The organism is Desulfoluna sp., assembly GCF_030145185.1.
In the GTDB taxonomy this organism is placed as follows: Bacteria; Desulfobacterota; Desulfobacteria; order Desulfobacterales; family Desulfolunaceae; genus Desulfoluna.
In genome coordinates this window covers 22,860-41,297 of sequence record NZ_JAQYWB010000015.1, presented here as the reverse complement: position 1 = coordinate 41,297, position 18,438 = coordinate 22,860, and the positions used below count along the sequence as shown (strand labels likewise).

Sequence of the window (18,438 nt, the reverse complement as noted above, 5' to 3'; positions counted from 1 at the left end):
TCAACAGATTCCTTTATATCGTTCACACGGTCTCGTGCGTAATGCTTATTTCTCACCAAGGGTCAATGCGACTAGTACGCTTTGGCCTTTTTTAGTGATGCGGTAACGCTGTTTGCTGCTTTTGGGCTTGTCTGGAATGGTCATTTCGATGAGCCCCTCTTCGAGGAGGGGATTTAATAACTCTCTTCGAAATTTTGTTCTATCAGACCGCCCTACAAGGGTCAGCAAATCTGGAATCGCCTGTTCTGTTGTACATGCAGTCAGTATGTCGACTTGGTGCCGACTTGGTGCCAACTTGGTGCCAACTTGGTCCCGACTTGGTCCCGACTTAGTCCCGACTTGTGCCCCAAGTGGACCTGGCGCGGTGGTATCGTCAGGCAAGACGCTCTTGTCGTATCGTTGTCGGATGGCATCCGCCAACCCAAAGATAGCATCCCCTGTTTTATTGAGCAGTTGCTGACAAACAAGATATTCTACAATTTTTTTCACTTCTGAATAGGGGCGTCTTATGATAACGCGGATATCTGTAAGTCCGATGGTTGGCGTTTCAATGGCAAGGGCCAGAACATCGGCTTGCTCTTTGGTCAGCTGGACGCCGAGTTCCTGCTGAAAATGCCGCATCTTCTCACTGATCAAGGGCTTTTTGTTTAGGGTGAGCAGAAAGGATTTTCCTGCTTTGTCATTTTGAATCAGTGGGGGCACACGGTCCAGGTCGTTCCAGTTCTTGTAGATGGCGGTAATACCTGAGCCTGCTTGCTCGCTTAAGCCGATGCGGCGGAATGCGGAGATGATGTCGGGATTTCGTATTTCGGTATATGATGCTTTTAAAAGTTCTTCACGGCTTGCAGAGGCATCGCCTGGGTTCCAGAAGCGGTTGACGTCTGTAAAGAATTGAATAGATGCTGTTCTTCGATGATCTCCGTAATCCTGGTGTACCAATAGATTGATGGTGGCTTCACGAAAGGCAATGTAATCCGGCGGGTCTTCAACACGTTTTAAGGTGGAAGGTTCCAGTGCAAAGGGCCTTTCCGCCATGCGCATGTATCGGGCCACGAGCCCGCGCCATGTTTCAAAAAGGTTCTCTTCGTAGAGATGGCGGTCTGCCCATCTTTCGCCTTCATGATAAAAGGCGTCATCAAAAGGCGAATTGACCAGCTTGTATTCTAAAATGGGGCGAGAAAGGATCTGGTTGATATATCGAGGCGTGCCGAAAAGAAGAACACCTGCCCGGGTAGGGTAATGGGAATGGCTTTTTTCCTTTACAAAATTCCAGCGCATCAGAAAATTCAGAAGGTCCTTTGTTTCTCGTTTTGCGGGATCTCTCCTGACCAGTTCGCTTTGAAACCACGAGACCGTTTCCTGATCATAAAATCGATCCACAGGAATATCTTGGAGCAATTGGCCGTCGTAGCACTCCTGGTTTGCATCCCGCAGAAACCGTTCCAGCTCACTTTGGGTGCATTTTTCATCCCCGGCACCTCTCCGGATATAGCTCTCTTTTGGATTGCCCTTGAGATACACAGGTTTGTCGTAGCGTGATGCTTCGGGGATGTAAAAGGCGAGCACGACCTTATCATCTATATTTAACTGCTCGGCTTCCACGGAAATCTCACGGTTGATCTTTTCCCGGCTTCTTAGGGTGCTCAAAAAATCATTCTGCACCTGATCGACCTCTTTGACTCCCACCACCTCAAAAGATGTCCCTTTTTCCACCACCCCAAAAATCAGCCACCCTCCTTCGGTGTTGGCAAAGGCAGTTACCGTGGAGTAAGCATCTTTGGAAACACTTTTTTGTGCCTTTTTACACTCAAAATCTTTCCACTCGTAACCATTCAGGCGATCGATCAGCTCATCTTTTGTCATGCTTAGGGCCTCGGAAGAAATAGATTATACGATATGGTCTGCATGGGTCGCATCAGCGTTGATACATAATCAGCATTCTTTTCGACAAAATCGTGATGTGACTCGATTGTGTCGAGTGTGGCTGTGATTTCATGGCGATGGAAACCCCTTCTTTACTTTTCATAAATCATTTTCTGAAACAATAATGGCATCAGGATTTTCACAGCACCGGTATTCGGGATGCTCAAGCTGTCGCATAAATTAACTTTCGGGTGGTAACTCCCCGGCCATGCGACAAGAGTTGTTTTATTTCGTGAAACGTTTTCGAGAATTTTTAATGGATCTGTTTTCAGGAAAGCCTGTTTGAGATGACATCCGCTCAGGACAGGGACTGTAACGCTGCATAAAGATGCACAAAATCTATTTCATTAAATTCATAGAAAATAAGTTGTACTCGACAGTATTTGAAACCACCCTGGGCTCAAGTTTGAATGGGCTCCTTCGAAAAGAGCAGGCACCATCTTATATTTCGAGTTATTAAATGCTCTTACGCTTTGATTCGCAAGCATTTTCGCAAAAATGATCTACTATTCGGCTCTTTACCGCAGCTATCTTATGCCAAAGTTTTGAATCTCAGATGAGAGATAACCTTATACTCAAGTAACTATTCAGCATACGCCTCCGGCTGCGGACCTGCCGGGGACCAAACTTTTGCCAATTTTCGCGCTGGAGTAGACAAACAGGCTTTTATGAGTGAACCCGATAAATTCATGTTTGAAGGAGGATGTGGTTTGACCTGAGGACCGAAGCACAACGAGAACTGCTCACGCCCCCCTCATTATAAGGTCTTTCTTTTTACGGATATTTTCCACCCAGGGGCCGGTTCCCAAGACAACGGGCTCCCCTCTCCTGTACATTCAGAGGAACCGCAAAGCCTCGGGACCGGACCATGATCAGGATCAGGCCAGGGAAAGATCTGTGCAGGCGCAGTAATCAATCGCCGCGGTCAATTTCGCCTGAAGGGCCTCGGAGGCCACGCTTAAATTCTCCAGAAATTCCTCATGGGTCGGCCTGCCGGAGTCCACCAGATCCGTGATGGATTTCAAGGCAACCAGCGGGACCTGGTACAGATCGGCAACCCAGGCAATGGCGGCGGCTTCCATCTCTTTGACCTCACCCTCATTATCCTGGATCATCGCCAGGTCTTCGGGCGCCATGTCCAGGGAGTTGCCCGTTGAGACAATGCCCCTCTTCAACCCGAGCGTGGCGGCAAACTGATGAAACTCAGGCATCGGATAGGAGCCTACGCCGTAGGCCTCGAATCCGGGGAGAGGGATACGACGGTCATGGAACCGAATACAACCGGACCCCACGTAGACATCTCCGATCTCAGCGCCCTTTGCCTGGAAGCCACCGGCCGTGCCGGCATTGATCAGAAGATCAGGTTTAAAGCGCTCGATGGCAAGGTAGGTGGAGAGGGTGGCGGGCTGGGTGCCCACGCTGTCCACCCCGAAGCGGGGGTCCTTGCCGCAGACCACCAGAGAAACATCCAGGCCATGGACCTTTCCCAGGAAAACATCCATGGGCAGTTGACGGTCAAAAACGGAATCGGCGCGTTGCAAGCCGTGGGCCCGGATAAAGGGCTCTGCCTCCTCGGACATCGCCATAATCACGGCAATTGTAGATATCTTCATGAATCGGTTCCTTTCTCATTTCGTGAATCTGTACTCCATTAGTAAGAAGCACATATCACACACCGAAGAATGAAACCACAACCGGTCAATAAGTCCATAGGAAGCCCAGAGTATTATGGATCCGGTGTTTCAGAGGAAAGGGTCCCGAAAGGTCCGGCGTTCCCACTCACGAGATCCAGGGCCAGGGATTTTAAGGCGCTGTAAAACTCATAAAAGCCGGCGAGCATGTCTAAGTCAAAACGAAAGGTGGCCCCTTGATGGCGCAAGGCCAAAAGACGAGCATCGCAGGCGATAAGGGCCTCGTGAAGATCCCGGCAGTCCACGACTGCCGGAGTGTCTCGCATCTGCTCCAGGGTGAGGGCACAGGCCTCGGAAAGGGCCAGAAGCTCGGTTTCCATATGAAACCGCTCCTTCAGCAGGGCTTCGTTCTCAAGGGCATGGGCCATCACAGCAAGATGATCTCCCGTCCTCTCCAGCCGGCCGATGCTCGATTCCAGGGTATGTCCACGCTGCCTTCGGGCAAAGAGGAGCTCGTGATGCGTGATGCCGGAAAGGCTGGCGCGATTGCTCCGAATCTGGGCGAAAAGCTCCTGCAATGCCTTAAGCGGGGGACGCATCTCTCCATACACAAAGGCCGCAGTCAAATCTCGGCAGAGGATGGCCGCCTGGGTTTTCTGGCTGCTCAGCCTCTCAGCCAGGTGCTTTTCAAGGCGTTCCGGAAAAACCAGAACCGAGACAAGAAAGGCGATCCCCACCCCCAGGGTGATCTCAAGGACCCTAAAAAGAGCATAGAGAATCCGTTCGTCCGTCGGGACGCCGAAGCTGCCCACAAAGACCACGGAAACGGTAATGGCCGCCATGCGATAACGGGGACTGTAGCGGGTCATAAACCCGCAGAAGCCGAGGGTAAGCACAATGGCGACATCGTTCCAGAGATCGCCGGCAGGAAAAGCCCAGATGGCAAAAATACCGATGCCCGCCCCCATGGTGGTACCGAAAAAACGGTAGAGGCACATCTTCACCGAATCGGCCACATAGACCTGCATGACGATGACCGTGGAGATGACCGCCCAAAAGGCGTAGGGGAGCCCCAGGGATCGACTCGCCTCATAGGAGAGGAGAGAGGCGAGGCCGGTTTTTATACCATGTCGCAGGTGCGCGACCGGGATATGCTGAAAAAAGGTGTTCGTTTTCATAGGCAGTGCTTCAGGACGTTTAGGGTTGTGATGGATTCCCCATCGTCACGGCGGCGTGAAAAACGGGTGCCACCTCCTCATTCCTTTTTATAGAGAACGCTGTATAAACCATTTCACGAGGCATGTCACCCAGGAATATGCCCTGAATCAACGACAACTTGCGCAGATCATTCTCGCCCCCTGGCCGTGTGCCCTCCCCTCATGAAAAACCGATCGCCCCACCACCGAATGCCTCTTCACTTGAATTCACCGACGAAACGCCACCGCCGACTTGGCCGGCAGACATTTACCACTTTTACTTCCTCTTCGTTGACACCCCGATCCCCCTGCCATACAGTGAAGATCTTAATATATTCCATCCCATGCAACTCCGGCAGCTATCCGGGGTGAAAGGAGTCTTCCATGCATGTCACGTTCTACGGAGCTATTCGCGAAGTCACCGGTTCCATGCACCTGCTTGAGTCCGGAAAAGATTCGATTCTGATGGATTGCGGACTATTTCAAGGCAGACGGAAAGAAAGCGACGCCAAAAACCGTATCTTTCCCGTGGATCCAAGCCACGTCACCAACATGATTCTCTCCCACGCCCACATCGACCATTCAGGACGTATCCCTTTGCTCATCAAGGGAGGCTTCAACGGCCGCGTCTTCACCACCCGAACCACGGCAGACGCCTGCTCTTATCTGCTTCGGGATTCCGCCCACATCCAGGAATCAGACGCGCTCTACCTCAACTACAAAACGGTTCGAGGACACCTGTACAACCTGGCCAACGGCAAAAAAAACGACCTGACCAACCGAGAGCAATCGGAAATCACCAAGCTCCTCAAACACAACGGCCTTCGTTTAAATAAGGAGGCCATCTCCAAGCTCCTCACCCAATACAACCTGAACAGCGTCGAACCGCTGTACACCATGACCGATGCCGAGGCCGCCCTCTCCGCCTTTGATGGCTACCCGTACAACACACCCATTACCGTCGGCAAAGGCATGACCCTGACCTTTTTCGAAGCCGGGCATATCCTGGGCTCGGCCTTGTGCCTGCTCTCCTTCCGTGAGAAAGGACGCCGGTTCAACGTCATTTTTACCGGGGATATCGGACGATTTGGCCGTCCGATCCTGAGAAACCCCACCCTCTCCTTTCCCGAGAACATCGGCCCCATCGACCTGATGATCATGGAGAGCACCTACGGCGCCCGTCACCATGAACCGGCAGAAGAGCTCAAGGACCGGCTGGCCGAGGTGATCAACGCCACCTACAACAAAGGCGGCGTGGTGGTGATCCCCGCCTTCGCCTTCGGCAGAACCCAGGACGTGGTCTACATCATCCACGAGCTGAGAAACGAAGGCCGCATCCCAAAACTTCCGGTTTTCGTGGACTCACCCCTGGCTGGCAACCTCACCCGGGTCTTTGCAGAGCATCCGGAAGTCTACGACAAAGCGACCCACAAGACCTTCCTGGAAAAAGGTCTGAACCCCTTTGAATTCAAGGGGCTCAACTATATCAGTACGGTGGCGGAGTCCATGGAGTGCATGAAGACCACCACCCCCCACATCATCATCTCCTCCTCGGGAATGTGTGAAGCAGGCCGCATCCTTCACCACCTGCGTTACCGGGTCCACAATCCGAACAACACCATCGTGATTGTCGGCTACATGGCCCAGCACACCCTGGGACGGCGCATCATGGAAGCAGGATGGGAGTACAAAAAACAAGGCCGCACAGGAAAAGCCCCCATCGTCAAAATCCTGGGCAAGGAGTATCCCCTCAAGGCCGATGTGGTTAAAATAGGCGGCTTCTCCGCCCATGCCGACCGTGAAGAGATGTACACCTTCCTGCGCAAGTCCAACCTTCATATCAAAAATATCGCTGTGGTTCATGGAGAAGAGGAGCAATCCCTGGCCTTTGCCGACTTCCTCAAAGAGAAAGGATTCAAGGCCTTTGTCCCCAAAAAAGGCCAGACCATCACCATCGATTGACGCCCAGAGGTCAGACCGGGTTGTAAAGGGTCGGGATCACCCGATGCGATGTCGTTTGAAAGGGCCCTTCCGGGGGGGATGGTTCCTCTTCAGGCACCCCGCATCGATTCATGATTTCAGACCCTTTGCGCAACGGCCCCGCCAGCAGACATGCTGGTGGGGCCGTTTTTTTTTTAGGAGGTCAGAAAATAGGTTCGGCGGTTGGAATTAAAGAATCACAGATTGACTCGATAGAATTCCGGTGGGCTTTGACCCGAGGAACGAGGGGCAAAGCCCACCGGAAACCTGTTTTCAAGTTGGCTCACCTTGCCGCCGGAGTTATTCCGGTTAAAGTAAACGGCTGAGTTGAATTCTGAACACCTGCAGCTCATGCACTTGCGAATCACTGTGCGTTTCCTCGCACTTCACGCGAATGCGAACGCATTTCAGCCCGGCGTGACGACTCCCAGTGCGCATTCGCAAACCCGCTTTCAAGGTGGCTCACCTTGCCGCCGGAGGCGTTTTTTGTCCTTAAAGCAACCCCCGCTCTCCCAGGTTGCCATAGCGATGGTAGTTGTTGCAGAGGCTCTGCTCCCGCACATACTGCAGCAGCTCCACGCGGCCTTCGGCCACCACCCGATTGCGGGCGATGTAGACACCGGTTTCAGCGGCTTTTTTAAGCAGAGACGCAGGCACCCGGTCCGGGGAGGCATAGCGGATGCGGTCTGCCGTGTGAAGGCGTGCGGCAAGGGCCTTTTCATCCTCGCGGACCACGGTGACATCCCGTACCAATCGGCTGCCGTCCGCACTTTCGAGGAACCGATCCACCTCCGCGTCAAGGCTTACCGGCAGGCTTAAGATCACCTGATTCTTCGTGATCAGGGCCGCCGCGCACATAGAGAGAATATCCGAGAGAGGCTCCTCCCCGGTGGCACGCACCACCACACCCCCGACGGGGAGATAACGGACGATGTTGTCCTGGCCCCGCAGCCGGAAATGGTCGGTCTCTTTTTCAAACTCTTTCTCAAACCACCCCATGTAACTGAAAGCCGCCCGGGTAAACCGGACAATTTCCGGCGCCATGTCTCCGAGTCCGCCCCAGTGGGCCTTGTTCTCAAGGTCCTGACAGCAGCGGAAAAAATGGGTCTCGGTTTGAATCGGCAAAAAGGTCGGGGCCGAGGTCTCCTCTATGGACATAAACTGGCTGACATAGTTGGGACTCCCCGCTTTGATGCCCGAACCGATGGCGGATTTGCCCATCCCGCCAAAGGGCTGGCGCAGCACGATGGCCCCGGTGGTTCCCCGGTTGATATAGAGGTTGCCCGCCTTAATGCCCTTTTTCCAGAGGGCCTGCTCCCGATCGTCAAGGCTCTCAAGCCCGGAGGTGAGCCCAAACCCGGTTTGATTGACCAGAGCCATGGCATGGTCCAGGCTGTCCGCCTTCATCACGGCCAGCACCGGCCCGAAAAATTCGGTCATGTGGGTGTAGCTGCCGGGCGTCACATCATATTTAATGCCCGGGCTCCAGAGGTAGGGGTTGTCGCCGACCTGCTCGGGCTTCAAGGCCCAGTTTTCCCCGGGCTCCAAGGTGGTGAGGCCCCGCTTCAAATCCCCCGAAGGCGGGTTGATGAGGGTCCCCATGCTGTTTTTATACTCCCAGGCCGACCCCACATTCCAGCTTCGGGCGGCATCCACCAGCTGCTGGCGGAACTGGGCGTCCTCGTACACATCTTTTTCCAGAACCAACAGCGAGGTGGCAGAACACTTCTGACCGGTGTTGCCGAAAGCCGAGTAGATGACGTTTTTGATGACCTGATCCCGATCGGACATGGAGGTCACGATGGTGGCATTCTTCCCGCCGGTTTCCGCGGAGAGCGCCATGTCCGGCTTCTGCCTCAGCAGGGCCAAACCCGTTTCGGTACCGCCGGTGAGAATGACATAATCCACGCGGGCATCCGTGGCCAGCTTCTGACCGGTGGTGGCCCCGGAGCAGGGCAGGAACTGCAACACCTTTTTCGACACGCCGGCCCGCCAGAAACAGTTGCAGAGGATCCAGGCTGGAAGAATCGCATCCGAGGCGGGCTTGAAGATCACCGTATTGCCAGCTGCCAGGGACGCCGAAATACCCCCACAGGGAATGGCGATGGGAAAGTTCCAGGGGGAGAGCACCAACCCCACCCCCTTGCCTGAGACGGAGACACCATCAAGTCCGGCCAGCTTGCGGGCGCTCAAAGGATAGAACTCCACAAAATCGATGGCCTCGGAGACTTCCACGTCCCCTTCCGTCATCAGCTTGCCGGTGGCGGCAGCGGCGGCCCCCATGAGTTCACTGCGGGAAGCGCGAAGCTCGCAGGCCACGCGGGAAAGAACTTCATGACGGCCTTCCCAGCCCAAGTCTCGCCACCCGTCGGGGTCGGCCACGGCCGTCTCAAGGGCTTCTTCTGCGTCGGCGTCATCGGCCAGGGCGCAGCGGGCGCTGACGAGGTTCTCCTTCTTTTTCTCACTGAACTGCGAGGGGTCCACGCTCTCCCGGATTCTTTTACCGACAAAACGCTCTTCACCGGCCACCACCACGGGGATCTCATGGGGCGATTTTTCGTTCGTGGGCATCCAGGCGTCTCGAATGGCCTCGGCCCAGGCTCGGTTCCCGGATAAAGCCCAGTCGGTATCCGCTTCGTTGACGAACCGACCGGTGTGATAACTTCCGCCCGTAAAATCTTCCCAGGTTTCCGTCTGGCGGTTCTGCACGCGGTTGGAGATTGTCGGCACGATCCCACGCAGTTCCAGGGAGGCCTTAAAGCCCTTTTCAAGGAAGACCCACTCCTTGGACCCGGGCTTCAGGTCGTTGGCATACCGGAGAAAATTTTCAGGGGCCGTGTTCTCGTCCAGACGACGGATCAGATAGGCGATGGCGTTAATAAACTGCTCTTTGCCCGCCACCGGTGCATACAGAAGGACATCGCCGGTGGTCTCCAGAATCGCCCGCCGCACATGGTCTGCCATCCCTTCGAGCATCTCGAAACCAAAAAACTCGGTGACCTTGTTCTCTCTGGCCATGGCATAGGCAAAGGCCAGCTCAAAGAGGTTGTGAGAGGCGATGCCCAGGCGCACGGCCCTGATGTTCTCAGGCTCCATGGCATACTCGGCCATGCGCTTGTAGTTGGCGTCCACAAAGGGCTTGTTGTCGAAGGGAGCCAGGGGCCAGTTGTGAAGGGCCGCCTCCACCTGCTCCATCTCCATGTTCGCCCCCTTGACAATCCGCAGCTTGATGGGCGCCCCACCCCCTGCCACACGCGCCTTCGCCCACTCGGTGAGTGTTCGCTGCATGGCCCAGGAGTCGGGCAGATACGCCTGGAGCACGATGCCCGCAGAGTGATTCTTTAACTCTTTCTGGTCCAGGGTCTCCATGAACGCCCGAGCCGTCAGCTCCAAGTCCCGGTACTCTTCCATATCCAGGTTCACGAACTTTTTCACCGTGGTGCCGTCTTTGCGCGTGTAGGTATGGGCCTCGGCGGTGTGAAACAACACAGCCAGACGCGTCTTGAGCTCGGCCACCGTCTCGTCCATGGCCAGGGAGGAGATCTGGGAATAGATGGTGGAGATCTTCACCGAGATGTACTCGATCTCCGGGCGGGAGAGATCCCGGACATAGGCCTCCAGCCGATGTTGCGCCTCCTCTTCCCCCAACACCGCCTCGCCAATGTGGTTGATATTCATGCGAACCCCTTCCTCTTTCCGCATGGCCAGGTGGGCCATAAAAGGCTCGGTCTCTCCGGGAACCACGGCCCGGCTGCTCTGCTTTCTAATCTGCGCTACCATCTGCGGCACGGCCACCCAGGGGATATGACGCCCCACCCCCATAAACAGCAGCATCAACGATTTCTCCAGCGGCCCCATGAACTTCGGGATCCCCTTCTCCTTCAAAAGCGCGTGCACCCGATCCGCCACCTTGGGGGTCAGACTCGACCGAAAACTCTCATCGATCATCCGCGTCAGGATCACCTTGTCCATGGGGTGGGTGAGAAGCCTGCTCATCATCTTCTGAATCTTCTTCTCATCCGGGATCAACAACTCGTTGGCGCGTGTCTGCCAGCGCTCTGCCAGCTCGGTTGCTTCCTGAACCAGTCGTGCTTCAATCTGAGTTTCCATCGGCCTTCCTTCCTGGGGCTTGCGAATCATACATAAAGGGCAAAATAAACCGAGGTGTGCCACCTCGAAAGCGGGTTGCCGAAGGCGTAAGGTAACTATTCAGCTCATGAAAAGCAGCCTCCGGCGGCAAGGTGGCTCACCTTGTCATGTGGCGGTCGAATTTGACGACGTGGCTGCTCATGAGGGCGGCGGCGCGGACGCCGTTGCCGTCTTTGACGGCGTTAAAAAGATCGATGAGGTCCTGATGATTTTCATCCAGGATCTCTGGCTTTCGTGACAGATAGGCCTCGTAGTACTCGTGGATATTTTCATGAACGGCCTTCTGAACCAGGGAAAAAAGCCGATTCCGCGCGATGCGGGCCAGCTCCTGGTGGAACCGGCCATCGGCGGCGATGAAGGCGTCCCAGTCATAGGCCTCTGTCAGGTGATGGCGGGCCTCTTCAAGGATTTTGGCAAGGATCTCAAGATCCTCCGGGGTTCGGCGCTGGGCGGCCAGGGAGGCGATATCGGCTTCCACGGAGCTTCGAAACTCCTGAAGGTTTTCAAAGGGGATCTCCTTGCGCCGCACCATCAGGGAGAGGCTCTCCAGCATGGGTTCGGTGGAGACCTGCGTCACGATAGCGCCGCCGTGGACCCCCAGGCGGATCTCGATCAAACCCTTCTGCTCCAAAACACGCAGGGCCTCCCGAAGGGTGCCTCGGCTGATATGAAAGGTCTCTTTGAGCTCGCGTTCGGAGGGCAGTTTCTCACCGGGTTGAATGCGCCCGTCGAGAATCGCCTCCTGGATCTGGTCCACCACGTCCTGAAAAATTCGATTCTGCTTCGCTTTCTCAAACATCTTTTTCTGATGGCTCCCTGACCGGATAAAAACGCAGTCACAGCAAATCACCTCCCGAGTCTCCTCACGGCGATAGATTGCTTCACTGGTACGCAATCGAGCAACCGGGGAGGGCAGGACAACGCTGAAGAGTTAAATGGTTTAACCATTAGATACCTCAAGCGCAAACACCTTGTCAAGAAGATCAACAGACTGAAAAAACGAGTCATATCATCAGAAATATAAAAGGGAGCGCAGAAAGAAACTGACAAGCAGAAGAAGGAAAGCGGCAAGCACCCAGAGGAATCATGAAATAAACGGGTGATAGGAAAGATATCTGGTTTCGGTCTCACATAAGCTATTGACCCGTCAGAGACGCCGCCCATGTCGTTTTTGAAGTTTCATTGTATCGTGCGATTCTTTAAAATGGAACCCTTTAGAGACAGCCTGAGACATATCTGCCCCGGACAAGGCGACTCCCCTTGCGATCCCCTGTCTTTTGCCCCCTCTTATCCCCTCTTGCCCACCGATGCGAAGAACTGATATACTTTTAAATAGAACAGAATCCTCTTCCTCTCTATGTTTCTGTGCACGTATATATTTCCCGATCTGGCATACATTTTGTATGTAGTAAACCTCACAAGCGACGCCTTCGACACGGTCCGCATCACGGATGCCCGTATCCGTCAAAGAAATGGATTAACGGGGTTGCCCACAACACCCCAACTCAAGGAGAATTCCATGGCAGAGATCATGATCGGCGGAAGCCCCGCCAACACCTCAGGCAACCTTCCGAATATCGGCTCCAAAGGCCCAGGGTTCACCCTGACCAAAACCGACCTTTCCGATATCAGCCTGCCCGACCTTGCGGGCAAGCGAGTGGTCTTGAATATTTTCCCGAGCATCGACACACCGGTGTGTTCCGCATCGGTCCGTCGCTTCAACCGGGAAGCCGCTGCCTTAACCAACACCCGAGTCCTCAGTGTCTCCGCCGACCTCCCCTTCGCCCACAAGCGTTTCTGTGAAACCGAGGGCATTGAAGGGGTCATCGCGGTCTCAGAGCTTCGCACCCGAGGCTTCGGGGATGCCTACGGCGTCCGCATTGCCGAAGGCCCCTTGGAAGGTCTTCTGGCCCGGGCGGTGGTGGTCCTTGACGAAGAGGGAACGGTCATCTATTCATCCTTTGCAAAGGATTTAAAGGAAGAGCCCCCCTACGACGAGATTCTGGCCAGCCTCGCCTGACACGGGACCCAACCCTTAACATGTGAAAGGATGAACATTGGGAGCAACGGAAATACGGCTGGTGTCGTGGAATGTCAACGGACTCCGAGCCATTTTTAAGAAAGATTTCACAGACTCCATGGAGAAACTCGGAGCCGACGTACTCATGGTCCAGGAGACCAAACTTCAGGAACCACAACTCACCTCTGAAATGACCGGAATCAACGGCCTGGAGGCCCACTGGTCTTTCTCTACCGTAAAAAAAGGCTACAGCGGCGTGGGGGCCTGGACCCAGTCCAAGCCCATCGCCGTCAGGCACGGTATCGGCATGCCCGAGTTTGACGATGAAGGGCGCATTCTGGAACTGGAATACGAGGCCTTCACCCTCTTCAACGTCTACTTTCCCAACGGACAGCAGAGCGATGAACGGCTGGACTACAAGCTCCGATTTTACGAAGCTTTTTTCGCCTACACCAATGCCCTCAAGGACAAGGGACGACCCATCATCATCTGCGGAGACGTGAACACCGCCCACAACGAGATCGACCTGAGGCACCCCAAACCCAACGCCAAACGCTCTGGGTTTCTCCCTGTCGAGCGGGAGTGGCTGGATCGCATCCTGTCCATGGGCTACGTGGACACCTTCCGTCACCTCTACCCGGAGGAAGAAAAATATTCGTGGTGGTCCTACCGCTTCAACGCCCGAAAGTCCAACGCGGGCTGGCGCATCGACTACTTTTACGTGAGTCAGGACATCCTCGACAAGGGCTGGATCAAAAACGCCTGGATAGACAATGAGACCTTTGGCTCCGACCATTGCCCCGTCGGCCTGGATCTTCTTATCCCCTGATACCGCGAGCCGTGGTGGCCCACAAGAACGCCCTGCATCCGAGAGGAAAAGGCCACTTTTCCTTTACCACTTTTCCTTCCCTTTGCTATAAAAGCCTTGACTTCCACTACCGATATCACCGATTTACAATCACGCGGTCACACTGGAGTGTGTGACGCCATTTTCTTACAGTTTGATATTTTTTTCTGTGTCAGTGACGGTATGGGTAGATAACGATATGGATGATTTTATTCAGGTCAAGGAGAGTCAGGTTCACCATTACCGAAACATCCCCCTTTACTGCAAGGCAGACAACGGAGATTACGTCCTCTACAAACCCAAAGGGAAGTACATCAACTTTACCCAGGACAAAAGAAACCTTCCCCCACAGTTCTTTATCCAAAAACAGGACAGCCAGACCGCCGTCTCCGAGTTGCAAAAAAGTTTCAACACCCACCTCAAACAATGCCTCAACTCCAAGGGCCTCACCAAGGTGAAGTCCATCCTCTGCGATGTGGTGACCGAGGCCATGAGCCGTCCCTCAGAAGGCTCTCTTAAAGAACTGCCCGAAACCATCGACATTATGTTTGAAGGCTACGGGCACAACGCCCAGCTCCTGAAAAAACTGACCGAGACCTCCTCCACAGACCGCTCCACCATGGATCATGTCATCAACACCATGGCCATGGCCATGCTCTACTGCAGCCACTGCAATCTGTCGAAGGAGGAGACACGCAAGCTGTCTCTTGCGGCCCTGCTCCACGACATCGGAAAAACGAAGCTGGACGCCAATATCGTCATCACCAATCGCAAACTCACGGACAACGAGTTCGAAGAATACAAAACCCATGCCGCCATTGGCCACGACCTCATCAAGGAGGCGGGGACCTTTGATGCCTCCATCGCCCAGGCCATTTTGGAACACCACGAACGCCTCGACGGCAACGGCTACCCCAGAGGCATCGCCCACATCTGCTTCGAAGCCCAACTCATCGGGCTTATCGACAGCTACGAATACCTGACCCACCGGTCCAAGGTGCACCGCAAAATAAAAAGTCCCTTTGACACCCTGAACCTCATCAAACATGAGGTCATCATCGAGGGAAAATTCAATAGAACCATTTTCAAAGAGCTCTGCACCTGCCTGGCGTAAGCCCCCGAGACAGACCCAGCACGCCTTCCACGGCATAAAAAAAGGGCGACCCCGCCCCCGGTGGTCGCCCCGTCAATCAGTCTGCGCTCCTTACCTCTCTGAAGCCACTTTAAAACCCTCCTTCGGCATATCAAAGTGGAGGTCATGCTGGGGAAAGGGAATCGAAATCCCCTTGGCGTCGAAGCTCTTCTTGATGGCTTCATGGAGAGCAAACCAAACCGTCCAGTAATCGGTGGTCTTCACCCAGGGACGCACCACAAAGTTGACGCTGCTCTCACCCAGCTCACTCACCGCGATGGTCGGGGCCGGGCTCTCGAGAATCATCGGCTCACCAGCCAGCACCTCCTCTAACGTTTTCCTTACCAGATCGAGGTCATCGCCATATCCGACCCCCGCCACCAGATCTACCCGGCGAATCTCCTCGGCCGTATGATTGATGATGATGCCTCCGGTCACCTGGGCGTTGGGAATAATAATCCGCTTGTTGTCAGGACTTTTAATGATGGTGGAAAAAATCCCGATCTCATCCACAACGCCTGCAGATCCGCCGGCTTCCACGAAGTTCCCTACCTTAAATGGCGTAAAAATCACCAGGAGCACGCCGGACGCAAAGTTGGCCAGGGAGCCTTGAAGGGCCAGGCCAACGGCAAGACCGGCAGCACCCAGGACCGCGATGAAGGAGGTGGTCTGCATCCCCAGCTTCCCCAGGGCCGCGATAATCACAAAGGCCATCAGGCCCACGTAAACCACACTGCAGACAAACGAGATGAGGGTGGGCTCCACCCGCCCCTTTGTCATCACATTTCGAAGAAGGCGGCGCACAACCCCTGCCGCGATCCGCCCCAACACGAGAATAATGAGGGCCGCCACCACCTTTAAGCCATAAAAAGCCAACCATTCCTGAAGCTTTACCACAATGGATTCCATGGATCCTCCTTGGGTTGATGAGTCCTGATGTCATCAAAAAAAATGTTCTGGGATATTCGGATAAACGAAGGGCCGGGGATTAAATCTCTGCGTCTAAACGGCAGAAGGGAAAGGTCATGGTTCATGACAAAAAGAGAAAAACAATGCCGGAGACCCGAAGAGATCCCCGGCAAAAAAATCAGGGAAAATGAACAATGCTGCGGCCGGTCCGTTCCCCCCTCACCATACGGTCAATCTGAATACTGAGTTCATCCAGCCCGTTGAGGCTTTCTACTACGAGCTCAAGGATGTCAGGCTTCCAGGCATCGGCCAGTTGCTTCCAGACGAACTGGCGCTCCTCCATGGGGCAGGTGGCAGAGTCAATGCCGCAAAGGGAAACCCCGCGAAGGATAAAGGGATAGATGGAGAAACTGAGATCATCAGAGCGGACGTTCCCGCAGCAGGTCACCACGCCCCGGTTCACGGTGTTTTTAATGGCAGTCTCCAGGACGTCCCCGCCCACGGCATCCACCACACCGGCCCAGAGTTTTCCTCCGAGCGCTTTGCCACGTGAGTCCACGGCCTCGGCCAAAGGAACCACCTGATCCACACCGATGGAGGCAAGGTACTCACCCCGCTCGTCCCGACCGCTGACCGCGGCCACGGTGAACCCCAATTTTTTCAGGATCCCCACGGCCAGACTTCCCACGCCTCCGGTGGCGCCGGTGACCAGCACCGTCCCGGAGCCTGGGGCCACCCCATGGTCCAAGAGACGTTTAATGGAGAGCCCCGCGGTAAACCCTGCGGTGCCCAACATCATGGCCTCCTTTCGGGTCAATCCGTCGGGAAGCTTCACCACCCACCCTGCGGGGACTCGAATGTACTCCGCGAATCCGCCTGCGGTGTTCATGCCAAGGTCATATCCGGTCACAATCACCTTGTCGCCCTTTTGAAAGCCACCGTCGATGCACGCTGCAACGATCCCCGACGCGTCGATACCCGGTGTATGAGGATAGCGCCGGGTCACCCCGGGGTTCCCCATGGCCGACAGGCAATCCTTCCAGTTCAGGGATGAAAATCCCACCCGAATCAAGACATCGCCCGGAGGCAAATCCTTCACAGACAAGGTCTCAACGCTTCGGACAAAGGCCCCCTCTTCTTCAGAGACAACCATTGCATGATACGTCACATTCTCCCACTTCGCATGTTCCATGGTTCACCTCCGCTTTAGATCCATATTCAATGAGATGACGTCCATATTGTACGACGGAAAAACCAAAATGTCATTGAAGAATACACAGAGCCCGGGTGAGAAAATTCAAGGTGGAAAGAAGGCGAAAAAAAAGGCGGCGAGTCAAAGACCCGCCGCCCATACATAAAGCCCAAGGGGCCGCCTCGACTCGTGAAATATCCGGGTTAGTAGACTTTCCGCTTGGAAAAGTTGGCCCCGATCACGCTGAAGGTGTTTTCCACGATGAAGAGCGCCTCCTCGTCTTTGGTGAAGACAATCTCTTCCAGACGTTTGAGCTGAATATTGTTGATCACGGTCATGAGAATCTTCTTCTCTCGTCCGGTGTAAGCCCCTTGCCCGTTAAGAAAGGTGGTGCTGATCTTCAACTTATCAATAATCTCGCGGGAGATGCAGTCTGGCTTATCTGTCACCACCAGAACCATCTTCCTCTGGTTGAACATCGACAGAGCATAATCGATGCTGACCGAGGTCACAAAGACCGAGATGATGGAGGCGATGACCAGGTCCGTGTTCATGGTGGCAAAACTGAAGCTGTAGAGCACCACGTTGAAGATCATGAAAAACTTGCCGAGCCCGAGGTTAAACTTCTGATAAAGAATCACCCCGATGATGTCCAGCCCGCCGTTGGAGCCGATGGACCGCAGCACAATGCCGGATCCGATCCCCACCAGCACCCCGCAGGTGACCGCCGCATAGAGCTGATTCACGATCCCCAGATCCACCTGGATCAGGTTGTAACTGACGGAAGAGACCACCATGGCCAGGAAACTGTACGAGAGAAAACGACCGCTGATGTAAATCTTACCAATGATAAACATGGGAATATTAAGCAGGGCGAAAATAATCCCCGGGTTCATCCAGTCGGTGAGGTAGTAAAGATAAAAAGCGAGGCCAAAAAGCCCTCCGGGCACAAAGCTGTGCGGGTCGGCAATGCCCTTGAGCCCCACGACATAGATCAGGGTCCCGAAAATAATCAGAAAACAGTTCCAGAAAATGGAATAGGTGAAATCTATTTTACGCATGGCTGAACCTCCTGACGCACCGGATCCTGCAGGCCATGCAAAGGAAGACGTAAAAAAAACGTCAACACTGCGGAATCCCGAATAGGGTGTGTCATGTTTAAAAGTATCGATCAGTTTAGCAATGAAAAATGGGGCAGTTCATGCGGTGGGACCCACCCCGTCGGACAACGATAAAAATATGTGCGAAAATCGCTCCACTCAGGCAAAAAGGACAACAAAGAATAGACCGTAATCCAAAGGGATTTGGACCACAGCACCCACACAACTTGAGGCGCTTTATGTCAGAGCTGATAAAGGGTGTCAATAAAATTAAGCACATCCGTTTTACTTTTTTTTAATTCAAAATTAAGGGGTCACTATCAGCTGTCTTATCAATACCCTACAAAATATAGTGGGCG

12 protein-coding genes are annotated in these 18,438 nt (G+C 54.3%); 4 read left to right on the top strand and 8 right to left on the bottom strand.

Features of this window, described 5'->3' with window-relative positions:
- Positions 1–45: 45 nt before the first annotated feature.
- The 3 genes from Q1Q75_RS06575 to Q1Q75_RS06565 form a co-directional block, all read right to left on the bottom strand.
- Positions 46–1,863 (bottom strand): RNA-binding domain-containing protein, encoded by a 1,818-nt coding sequence (locus Q1Q75_RS06575; protein ID WP_300668496.1) that lies wholly within the window; start codon positions 1,861–1,863, stop codon positions 46–48.
- Between the two features lie 938 nt (positions 1,864–2,801).
- Positions 2,802–3,536, bottom strand: a complete 735-nt coding sequence (locus Q1Q75_RS06570) for a hypothetical protein (RefSeq protein WP_300668495.1) — start codon at positions 3,534–3,536, stop codon at positions 2,802–2,804.
- 113 nt (positions 3,537–3,649) lie between these two features.
- Complete coding sequence (locus tag Q1Q75_RS06565; RefSeq protein ID WP_300668493.1) at positions 3,650–4,732, bottom strand: FUSC family protein; 1,083 nt, start codon at positions 4,730–4,732, stop codon at positions 3,650–3,652.
- Positions 4,733–5,134: 402 nt separating this feature from the next.
- Here Q1Q75_RS06565 and Q1Q75_RS06560 point away from each other — a divergent pair, with 402 nt between their 5' ends.
- Positions 5,135–6,712, top strand: a complete 1,578-nt coding sequence (locus Q1Q75_RS06560) for an MBL fold metallo-hydrolase (protein WP_300668492.1) — start codon at positions 5,135–5,137, stop codon at positions 6,710–6,712.
- A gap of 510 nt (positions 6,713–7,222) precedes the next feature.
- Here the strand turns inward: Q1Q75_RS06560 and Q1Q75_RS06555 are convergent.
- Positions 7,223–10,840, bottom strand: coding sequence for a proline dehydrogenase family protein (locus Q1Q75_RS06555; protein WP_300668490.1), 3,618 nt, complete (start codon positions 10,838–10,840; stop codon positions 7,223–7,225).
- A 136-nt stretch (positions 10,841–10,976) separates the two neighbouring features.
- On the bottom strand, positions 10,977–11,678 hold the full coding sequence (locus Q1Q75_RS06550; RefSeq protein ID WP_300668488.1) for a FadR/GntR family transcriptional regulator: 702 nt from the start codon (positions 11,676–11,678) through the stop codon (positions 10,977–10,979).
- A 720-nt stretch (positions 11,679–12,398) separates the two neighbouring features.
- On the opposite strand from Q1Q75_RS06550, the gene tpx reads away from it, so the two are divergent.
- From tpx to Q1Q75_RS06535, 3 genes are all read left to right on the top strand, one after another.
- Positions 12,399–12,899 carry a thiol peroxidase gene (tpx, locus tag Q1Q75_RS06545; RefSeq protein ID WP_300668486.1) on the top strand — a complete coding sequence of 167 codons (501 nt, stop codon included), beginning with the start codon at positions 12,399–12,401 and terminating at the stop codon, positions 12,897–12,899.
- A gap of 37 nt (positions 12,900–12,936) precedes the next feature.
- The gene (locus Q1Q75_RS06540) at positions 12,937–13,728 is read left to right on the top strand and encodes an exodeoxyribonuclease III (protein WP_300668484.1); all 792 of its coding nucleotides are present in this window, start codon (positions 12,937–12,939) and stop codon (positions 13,726–13,728) included.
- Between the two features lie 217 nt (positions 13,729–13,945).
- A complete protein-coding gene (locus Q1Q75_RS06535) occupies positions 13,946–14,860 on the top strand; it encodes an HD domain-containing phosphohydrolase (protein ID WP_300668483.1) in 915 nt (304 codons plus the stop codon).
- Between the two features lie 90 nt (positions 14,861–14,950).
- Here Q1Q75_RS06535 and Q1Q75_RS06530 read toward each other — a convergent pair whose 3' ends face one another.
- The 3 genes from Q1Q75_RS06530 to Q1Q75_RS06520 form a co-directional block, all read right to left on the bottom strand.
- Entirely contained in the window at positions 14,951–15,787 is an 837-nt protein-coding gene (locus Q1Q75_RS06530; RefSeq protein ID WP_300668482.1) for a mechanosensitive ion channel domain-containing protein, read from the bottom strand.
- Between the two features lie 178 nt (positions 15,788–15,965).
- Positions 15,966–16,979, bottom strand: coding sequence for a YhdH/YhfP family quinone oxidoreductase (locus Q1Q75_RS06525; RefSeq protein ID WP_300668480.1), 1,014 nt, complete (start codon positions 16,977–16,979; stop codon positions 15,966–15,968).
- 203 nt (positions 16,980–17,182) lie between these two features.
- Entirely contained in the window at positions 17,183–18,040 is an 858-nt protein-coding gene (locus tag Q1Q75_RS06520) for a YitT family protein (RefSeq protein ID WP_300668479.1), read from the bottom strand.
- Positions 18,041–18,438 lie beyond the last annotated feature (398 nt).